The organism is Synechococcus sp. WC101, assembly GCF_047461555.1.
GTDB lineage: Bacteria > Cyanobacteriota > Cyanobacteriia > Thermostichales > Thermostichaceae > Thermostichus.
The window spans coordinates 1-8,505 of the sequence record NZ_JANSHG010000112.1 but is presented as its reverse complement, the minus strand read 5'-3'; the positions used below and the strand labels follow the sequence as shown (position 1 = coordinate 8,505).

The window sequence follows — 8,505 nt, the reverse complement described above, 5'->3', positions numbered from 1 at the left end:
CCCCCATTGCCCAACCGGCAGCGGAGCAGCAGTAGCCGTCCTGCCAAGTTGAGGCTAAGCTCCCTTCCCCTCTCCCTCTGGGAGGGGGGTGGGCCTCTGGGTCAAGAAAGCATCCCCCGCCTATTGCCCCCCGAAGCAAGCCAGCGGCTGGGGGACAACTTCCCAAGAGAGAATGCTAGAATCGGTAGAGCTAAATTGCTGATGTAGCTCAGTTGGTAGAGCACTCGACTTGTAATCGAGCGGTCGTCAGTTCGAGTCTGACCATCAGCTTGGCAGGCGGCTCAGTCACTCAGCTTTGACTCTGGCAGTTTGGTTAGATTGACTTCAGGGGGATCCTTCATCCTCACCCCCTCAGATCCCCGCGCAGGGTATCTGCCAATTTGTTCCTTTGTTTGCTCTAGATGTCTATGTCGGGTCTGCCAGCCGCTACAGTTCGTCGATTGCAAAAGCTGCCCCAGGTGTCCTCGGTATGGGAAGGGGATTGCCACCGCCTACCAGGTTCGCTAGCCCTGGGATCCCAGATCTCCGCCGGCTTGGCTGAGGGGGAGTGCATTTTATGGGTGGATGGCGTTCAGGGCGTGGTGCGGGCCATGGAGGTGGTGCCTGCTGGCTCCGGCTTGGAGCCGATGGTGCGAACCTTGATCATGGCTATGGAGCGGCCCAATGCTGCCTTGCCGGCTCGTCCGCAAAAGGTCGTCGTGCGGGATCGGGAGGTGCAGTTTTTCCTGCGCGGCATTTTGCACGAGCTGGACATCAAAGTGGAATGCCAGCCGGAATTGCCGCTAATCGACGAGATCCTGCAGAGCTTTGCAGAGGCCAGTGAGGGGATCCCGCCGCCGCTGCCGGAGAACTACGCGAAGCTGCTGGCCGGCAAAGCCCTCACCCTCTGGCAAGATGCCCCCTGGGACTATCTAGAGGATCACCAAATCTTGGCGATCGAGCTAAATCGCTGGGATATTGAAACCCTCTACGTCTCGGTCATGGGGCGGCTGGGGATGGAGTACGGGGTTCTTTTTTATCGCTCGCTGCACTCCCTCAAACGGTTTCGCCAGGACGCGGGCCAACCAGAGACTTCCGAGGAGATGGAGGAAGCCTTCCTCAGGCAAGATTGTCTCTATCTCACCTTTCAAGCTCGCAATCCCGAACTCAACGAGCTATCAGACCTGGACTTGGCCGATCTGGATCCCGAAGAAATCGAGCCGAACTTCGGCACCATCCACCCTCTCGAGGGCCTGCGCGTTGTTTTGCAGGAAGATGAGGCGGCGGCTGTGGCGGTGGCTTTGGAGGCCTTGCATCGTTTTTTGAAGCAGTACCGCCGCAAGCTGGAAGAGGATTTCCAACCCTGTCAGGGGCGGTATCGCATTCCCAACCCCCAGGCCCCAGGGGAAACCCTCTCGGTGCAAGTGCGCACCTTGCCCGACTTGGCTGTAGAACTTCTGGAGCTAGAAGGAGACGAAGAAGAGCACACCCAAACCCTGCTGCGAGATGATCTGGTGCCTGAGGGTGCGCAGCTTAGCCTGGGCGTGCTGCCCTGGGCCACCGTAGAGGCGCTGCGCCGCACAGGGCAATGGCATCCTCTCCCCCAGAGTAAGCTGGTGCCAAGGGGTGAAGGGCTGCCGGTGGTGATCGTGCGCACCTCCCGCCCCAAGGCCAAGCAATTGATCGAAAACCTGCGCGGCGAAGGGGGGCCCCAGGGTGTTTGTTTTAACACAGGGGTGGATCCCTTTGCCGGCAGCCGCTACGACTTGGAAATTGTCCAAACGGGCAACCGCGACCTGCACCTGTTTGCAGAGTTTCCCGAGGACGATCCCGTGCACGCCAAAGCTCGCAGGCGCTGGGAGCGGCGTTGCCGCGAGACGGGCGGCTATTGTGGCCTGGTGGTGGCGATGGGGGTAAATTCCAACCGGCCAGAGCTGCAGGTACGCCACATTCTGGCCCTGTTTGAGATGCAGGCGCTCAACCCGACCCGATTGGGCCTGGGGCCTATGGTGCGCATTAGCCGACAGTTGCACTTTCCCTAAAGGCTTCCTGGGGCAGCCCCCAGCTAAGGGATCCCAAGACCGCCCAGGCCTCGCAGACGGCGTTTCAAAGCCTGAGGCTGGAGATATCCTTTGCCAAGCCTTTCCAGAGGCACTTTTTTGCCAGGGAAAGAGGGGGTCTCCTTGCGGAGAACTATCGCCCCGAGGCCCGACGCCGTAGCCTGTGAGCTGCAAGCAAGTGCGGCAGGGGCGGCCGTCCTGGGGTTGGAGGTGAGCCTGTGGCAGGTGTTGGGAATTTGATTTCAACCCCTTTCCATGATAGGAGGCAGCGGATCCCAGGTATCTTGCCAGCGCAAAGCCGCTTGCCGTAGCTGCGCCAAGTTGGCCGATCCGGTGCAAAAAGCGGCGATCCTCAGCTCCTCGATCACGGCTCGGAAGCTGTCCACCACCGCCTGGGCCCGCCCTCGGGAGACGGCGTGGAGAGCGGGAGCGGCCATGCCGACCACATCGGCCCCTAAGCGGATGGCTTTGGCTGCATCGATGCCGGTGCGGATGCCGCCGCTGGCCACCAGGGGCAGGTTGGGCAGGAAGCGGCGGATTTCCAGCAGGGCCAAGGCGGTTGGGATCCCCCAGTCCCGGAAGCTGTGGGCAATGCGTTTCTGGAGGGGATCGGTCTGGCGATGGGCTTCCACCTCGCTCCAGCTCGTCCCCCCTGCCCCAGCCACATCTAGGGCGGCCACGCCACACTCGGCCAGCCGCCGGGCTACTTGGGCGCTGAGGCCATTGCCCACTTCCTTGACCAGCACCGGCACCGGCAACTGGTTCACCAACTGCTCGATGCGGCGATAGAGGTTGCGCCAGTCGGGATCCCCCTGGGGCTGAACCGCCTCCTGCAGCGGGTTGAGGTGCAAAATCAGCGCATCTGCCTCGATCATCTCCACTGCCCGTCGCGCCTGCTCCAGGCCATAGCCGTAGTTGAGCTGCACAGCGCCCAGGTTGGCCAAAAGCAGAATATCCGGAGCCACTGGGCGCACCTGGTAAGTCTGGGCCAGCTCCGGGTGTTCTAAAGCTGCCCGCTGGGATCCCACCCCCATGGCAATGCCCAGCTCTTGAGCGGCAGCCGCCAGGTACAGGTTTAGCTCCCGGGCAGTGTCTGTCCCCCCGGTCATGCTGCTAATCAGCAGAGGGGCCTGCAGGCGTTTTCCCAGAAACTGGCAACTGAGATCGATCTCGGGCAGCAGCAGCTCCGGCAGCGCCACGTGCTCGAAGAAAAACCGCTCAAATCCGGTGCGGATCCCTCTGGCGTTTACGTCCTGCCGCAAAACAATGTCCAGGTGATCCTGCTTACGTTCGGAGATAGGGGATGGAGAATCGGCCATGGTCTGGATAGAGGGCTGTCCAACCGGTAGCGGGCGAACAACATTGTCCGAAGGTGGCCCGCTGTCTATGATGAGGGCGGGATCCAACCTAGTAGCCATGCAACCTTTGCACATCTTGCTGGCAGAAGGCAACCCTCATCTGCGCAGCTTGCTGGGTTGGCATCTGCAACAGGCACGGCACCGGGTTTGGGAAGCGGAGACCATTCGCCAAGCCAAAACCCTGCTGCAACAGCAGCCTGTCCACCTCTTAATTTTGGATGCGGAGCTGTCCAGCCGTGCCGGACTCCAACTATGCCGGTGGGCGCATCGCCATTGCGATGTGTTGATCTTGCTCCTCTCCCAACAGGGAGCGGAAGCCGACATCATCGCTTGGCTGAAGGCAGGCGCAGACGACTACCTCACCAAGCCCCTTAGTCTGCCCCTTCTGGATGCTCACATTCAGGCCCTGACCCGTCGGCTGCGGCGCAGCCTTCCCCCCACCTTCCTGCAGTATGGGGATCTGAAAATCGACCTGGTGCAGCGGCGCGTCACCCTGGCCGGCCAAGGCATCGACCTCACCCCGCAGGAGTTTAGCTTGCTGATGGTGCTGATCCAGGCCGATGGGGATCCTCTCTCGCGGCAGGAGCTGCTGGAGCGGGCTTGGCCCGATTCCACCGCCAACCCCCGCACCATCGATACCCACATCCTCTCCCTGCGCAAGAAACTGGAGCGCGATCCGCACCAACCCCGCCTCATTCACACTGTGCGCCAGGTGGGCTACAGCTTCGGCATAGAGCCGCCTCCTCCCTTGCAGCAGCCGAGTCGAGCTGCTGGCGCAACTGCCCCAGGATCTGGGCCTCAACAGCGGCGCCGTAGAGCTGCTTCAAGTGTCGGGTGAGTGTGAAGAGATGCACTTGCAGTTGCGTGGCTGCCTAGATGCAGTTTTCGGCAGGCAGGGTGACAAGGTAAGCCTTCACCCCAGGGGTAACTTTTGGGGGAGCGCCAAGTGCTTTGCCGTCCGCAAGCCCATCGCAGCAACGCTGTTGCCCTCGCTTGAGGTCGTTGAGGACAGTGGCGGGGTGGCATCCGAGAAACTGTGCAATGCAGGGTGCGCTCCGGTGTTGTGCGGAGAGTCGAATGACAAGGGCGCGTGTACTTCGGTCGCTCAGCGGCTGTCTGGCAGGGAGAGACGCTCTCAGGCTTGGGTGAATCACTGCCTCTCCAAAGCGATTGTTTGTAGGGCGCAGGCAACCAACAGTCCTATTGCCTTGGAAGACTTGCCCCCCGGCCCCCCTGCCCCCCGTATACGAGGGGATTGAGGGGGGCGGTCGGAGCCGGTTAGTTTACTGCTGATGGCAAAACCTTGATCAGCAGCAACCGAGCTCCTGGGCTAGACCCCAACCCCAGAAAGCACCACCATCACCACCACCGCCGCAAAGATGATCAAAGCGTAAAACTGCGCCTTGCCGTTCTCCAGATATTTCATCACTTCGCCGCCGACCATGGTCGCCAGGCCCGTCAAGTTGACCACCCCATCCACAATGCGGCTGTCCACCTCCAAGGCCTCCCGCGCCACAAAGCGGGTGCCCCGCACAAAGACCCGCTCGTAGAGGTCGTCAATGTACCACTTGTTGAGGGAGAAGTAGTACAGGGGTTGCAGACTTTGGGGGAAGGTGCTGGGATCAATACGTTTTTGCCAGTAGATAAGACCCGCCAGGGCAATGCCGATCAGCCCAATGCCCACCGAGCTGCCCGCCATGATCAGAAACTCTGCCCAATCGAAGTGGCCGGCCAGCACCGCTTGCCACTCGGCGGCCACCTGGGCCCAACCAGTTTCTGCTGCAGACTCACCAGGCGCATGGATGAAAGCCTCGAAGAAGTTGGCAAAGGGAGTGCCCACCAAGCCGATCAGCACGGAAGGAACGGCCAGCGCCACCAGCGGAATCGTCATCGATGCCGGAGATTCATGCGGCTCGGCAGCGTGGCCATGCCCTTCGTGTCCCTCTCCCCCAGCTTCGGGATGGCTGCTGGGCTGGGGCTTTTCGTAAATGTTCATGGCTCCGGGACCATAGGCCGCCTCTTTCCCGGCAAACGCGTAGGCAAAAGCCGGCACCGGTCGGCCTTGGCTGACGGCCACCTCCTGCCGCAGCTTCAGGTTGGTGCCGCGAAACTCCCCTTCAAAGGTGAGGAAGTAGATGCGGAACATGTAGAAGGCGGTGATCCCCGCCGTGAGGAAGCCCACCCCCCAGAGGGCCGGGTTGCGCTCAAAAACCGCGGCCAAAATCTCATCTTTAGACCAAAAGCCGGCAAAGGGCGGGATCCCACAGATGGCCAGCGTGCCGATCAAAAACGTGAAGGCCGTAACGGGCATGAACTTGCGCAGCCCTCCCATCAGGCGCATGTCCTGGGCCAAGACCGGGTCGTGGCCCACCACCGCCTCCATGCCATGAATTACAGAGCCAGAGCCCAAGAAGAGCAGCGCCTTGAAGTAGGCGTGGGTCATCAGGTGGAACAAGCTTGCCCCATAGGCACCGGATCCCATGGCCATGACCATGTAGCCCAGCTGGGAAATGGTGGAGTAGGCCAGGCCCTTTTTGATGTCGTTTTGGGTGATGGCAATGCTGGCCCCCAAAAAGGCCGTGCCCGCCCCTGTCCAGGCGATGAGGTCCATGACTGGTGGGATCCCTTCCAGCAGCGGGAACATGCGCGCCAACAGGAACACCCCGGCGGCCACCATCGTGGCTGCGTGGATGAGGGCCGAAATGGGCGTGGGGCCTTCCATGGCATCCGGCAGCCACACGTGCAGCGGGAACTGGGCCGACTTGGCCACCGGGCCCAAGAACACCAACACCGCAAACAGGGCAACCAAGCTGCTGCTCACCGCGCCGTTGGCCACCATCTGCTCCACATTGCGAGCCAGCTCCTCGAACCCAAACGTGCCGGAAATCCAGTAGAAGCCCAAAATGCCCAGCAACAGCCCAAAGTCCCCCACCCGGTTGACGACAAACGCCTTCTGGGCTGCCTCCGCCGCTGCCTGCCGCTCGTACCAAAAGCCAATCAGCAGGTAGGAGCACATCCCCACCAGCTCCCAGAAGACATAGATTTGCACCAGGTTGGGGCTGACCACCAGGCCCAGCATCGAGGAGGCAAACAGGCTCAGGTAGGCGTAGAAACGCACATAGCCAGGGTCGTGGGCCATGTAGCCGTCGGAGTAGATCTGCACCAGAAAGGCCACCGTGGTTACCACCACCAGCATCATGGCGCTCAAGTGATCCACCACAAAGCCCATGTCCAGGGAGAAGGAGCCCGCCTGAGCCCAGGTGAGGGTTTTGAGAACGGTCTCATGGCCCTGCACTTGGCCGGCCAAGAGGGCAAAGGCGTGAACCATCGCCGTTCCCGTCGCGAACACGCTCAAGAAGGCGGCCAGAGAGCGGTTGGCCCTTGTCCAGGCATTGAACAGCAAAATGCCCAAGCCGAGTAAAAAAGCCGCCACCAACGGATAAACGGGGATCAACCAGGCGTATGCGTAGATGAATTCCATAGGAACTGGTGCTGAATGCGTCCTCTTGCAGTGATGAGCCCTTCTTGCTGGCCGGTGGCAATCTGTCTGTCGGGATCAGGGGCCTAGGCCGGCAGGTGCTCTGGAGCTTCTGATATTGTAAATCTTTGCAACACGATCAGCGCCCCCCCTGCAACCACCCAGTCCATGAGAGCAAAGATTCTTCTTCCCGATCAACCGAGATCCCCGCAGGAGAATCGGGAGATATCCTGAAGACTCTCCCCCAGCTCAGATCCGCAAGGCCTACGGCCCGCTGACGGGATCGGCTGAGACTGTCGTTGCCAAGATGACAGGGATCCCTTGCAAGCGCTACAACTAAAGGCTGAAAGCTGCAGACTGTCTGGAGAAAAGCCCATGAGCCTGAACTTGGTGACCTTGGTGGGGCGAGCCGGCATGGATCCGGAGGTGCGCTACTTTGAGTCGGGCAGGGTGGTGTGTACCTTTAGCTTGGCGGTGAACCGCTTCCGCAAAGGCGAAGACAAGCCCGATTGGTTCAACCTAGAGCTGTGGGGGCGCACCGCCGAGGTGGCCGGAGAATATGTGCGCAAGGGCAGCCTCATTGGGGTAACCGGCAGCCTCAAGTTCGATCGCTGGAAAGACAAATCCACCGGTGAGGATCGCCAAAGACCCGTCATTGCCGTAGATCGCCTCGAACTCCTGGGATCCCGTCAAGACCGGGAGGCTGACCTGCCCGCCGAGGAGCCGTTTTGATTTGTTTGAGCGTGAGCTCCGGCCAGTCGGCGCTTGCACTCCTGCACCACCGCTGTCAAATCCTGGCTGCACCAGGGATAGCGCAAGGGTGGCCGCCGGATGACCCACAGCGGGATCCCCAGGGTTTTGGCCACTGCCTGCTTGACGGCCAGCCCACCCGCTTCTCCAGACTCCTTGCTGATGACTACCTGAGGATCTAGACTCTGCCAAAGCCGCAGTTCCTGCTCAAAGCTGAGGGGCAGGCGCATTCCGATCACCCGCTCGGCAGGGATCCCGGCTTGCACCGCTTGGGGAACCGACTCCGGCAGCACCCGCGCCCACAGTTGGCAGCGATCCTGCCAGGGCCCAAACAGGGGCAATGCCTTCACCCCCACCGTCAGCAGCACCCGCCGCCCCGCCAGTACGCCATCCGTGAGCACCGCCTGCCAGTCCGGCGCCACCTGTACCCAGGGATCCAACGCCACCGGGGGGCGCTCGTAGCGCAGGTAGGGGATCCCCAGTTGGGCGGTCACCTGCATGGCCAGTTGCGAGATCTCCTGGGCGAAGGGATGGGAAGCATCTACCAGCACGCGGATCCCGTGTTCCTGTAGGAATTGTGCCAAAGATGGCGGCGAAAATCGCGTCACCACCACCTGGCCGGGCAGATCCCGATACAGCCTTCTTCCGCCCTCGGTGGTGACGGTGGCTATCCAAGGGATCCCCTCATGGCTGAGGACGTGGGCCAAGCTGCGGCTTTCGCTGGTGCCACCGATGAGGGCCACTTCAAGTGATGTACGAACCGAGCCCATGCTGTGTTGCCAAAGTTTGCTACCAGTGGATACGATCGAGGTCTGAAGGCTGGAGGCGAGTGCTCATGATCGAGATGCATGTGGCTGGGATCGCGGTCGACGCTGTCAAC

General features: G+C 61.2%; 6 protein-coding genes and 1 tRNA gene. 4 read left to right on the top strand and 3 right to left on the bottom strand.

Annotated elements, in window-relative coordinates; genetic code table 11:
• Positions 1–197 precede the first annotated feature (197 nt).
• Both NW809_RS08710 and NW809_RS08705 read left to right on the top strand, forming a co-directional pair.
• A tRNA-Thr gene (locus NW809_RS08710) sits at positions 198–270 on the top strand.
• A 137-nt stretch (positions 271–407) separates the two neighbouring features.
• Positions 408–2,021, top strand: a complete 1,614-nt coding sequence (locus tag NW809_RS08705; RefSeq protein WP_011431195.1) for a DUF6930 domain-containing protein — start codon at positions 408–410, stop codon at positions 2,019–2,021.
• A 260-nt stretch (positions 2,022–2,281) separates the two neighbouring features.
• Here the strand turns inward: NW809_RS08705 and fni are convergent, their stop codons facing one another.
• Positions 2,282–3,358, bottom strand: coding sequence for a type 2 isopentenyl-diphosphate Delta-isomerase (gene fni, locus NW809_RS08700; protein WP_041438548.1), 1,077 nt, complete (start codon positions 3,356–3,358; stop codon positions 2,282–2,284).
• Between the two features lie 97 nt (positions 3,359–3,455).
• Between fni and NW809_RS08695 the strand changes: the two genes are divergently transcribed.
• A complete protein-coding gene (locus NW809_RS08695; protein WP_099812846.1) occupies positions 3,456–4,235 on the top strand; it encodes a response regulator transcription factor in 780 nt (259 codons plus the stop codon).
• Positions 4,236–4,727: 492 nt separating this feature from the next.
• Here the strand turns inward: NW809_RS08695 and NW809_RS08690 are convergent, their stop codons facing one another.
• On the bottom strand, positions 4,728–6,878 hold the full coding sequence (locus NW809_RS08690; protein ID WP_099812848.1) for an NAD(P)H-quinone oxidoreductase subunit 5: 2,151 nt from the start codon (positions 6,876–6,878) through the stop codon (positions 4,728–4,730).
• A gap of 372 nt (positions 6,879–7,250) precedes the next feature.
• On the opposite strand from NW809_RS08690, the gene NW809_RS08685 reads away from it, so the two are divergent.
• Positions 7,251–7,607: a single-stranded DNA-binding protein gene (locus tag NW809_RS08685; protein WP_011431189.1), complete on the top strand. Its 357-nt coding sequence runs from the start codon at positions 7,251–7,253 to the stop codon at positions 7,605–7,607.
• On the opposite strand, the gene NW809_RS08680 is transcribed toward NW809_RS08685, so the two are convergent.
• A complete protein-coding gene (locus NW809_RS08680) occupies positions 7,565–8,395 on the bottom strand; it encodes a cobalt-precorrin-6A reductase (RefSeq protein ID WP_240527821.1) in 831 nt (276 codons plus the stop codon). The two genes, NW809_RS08685 and NW809_RS08680, sit on opposite strands and share 43 nt — an antisense overlap.
• Positions 8,396–8,505: the final 110 nt, after the last annotated feature.

Bases quoted from the DNA above. Each gene is read 5' to 3' on its own strand.
- NW809_RS08705 (WP_011431195.1), top strand. From the start codon at position 408: ATGTCGGGTCTGCCAGCCGCTACAGTTCGTCGATTGCAAAAGCTGCCC.
- fni (WP_041438548.1), bottom strand. From the start codon at position 3,358: ATGGCCGATTCTCCATCCCCTATCTCCGAACGTAAGCAGGATCACCTG.
- NW809_RS08695 (WP_099812846.1), top strand. From the start codon at position 3,456: ATGCAACCTTTGCACATCTTGCTGGCAGAAGGCAACCCTCATCTGCGC.
- NW809_RS08690 (WP_099812848.1), bottom strand. From the start codon at position 6,878: ATGGAATTCATCTACGCATACGCCTGGTTGATCCCCGTTTATCCGTTG.
- NW809_RS08685 (WP_011431189.1), top strand. From the start codon at position 7,251: ATGAGCCTGAACTTGGTGACCTTGGTGGGGCGAGCCGGCATGGATCCG.
- NW809_RS08680 (WP_240527821.1), bottom strand. From the start codon at position 8,395: ATGGGCTCGGTTCGTACATCACTTGAAGTGGCCCTCATCGGTGGCACC.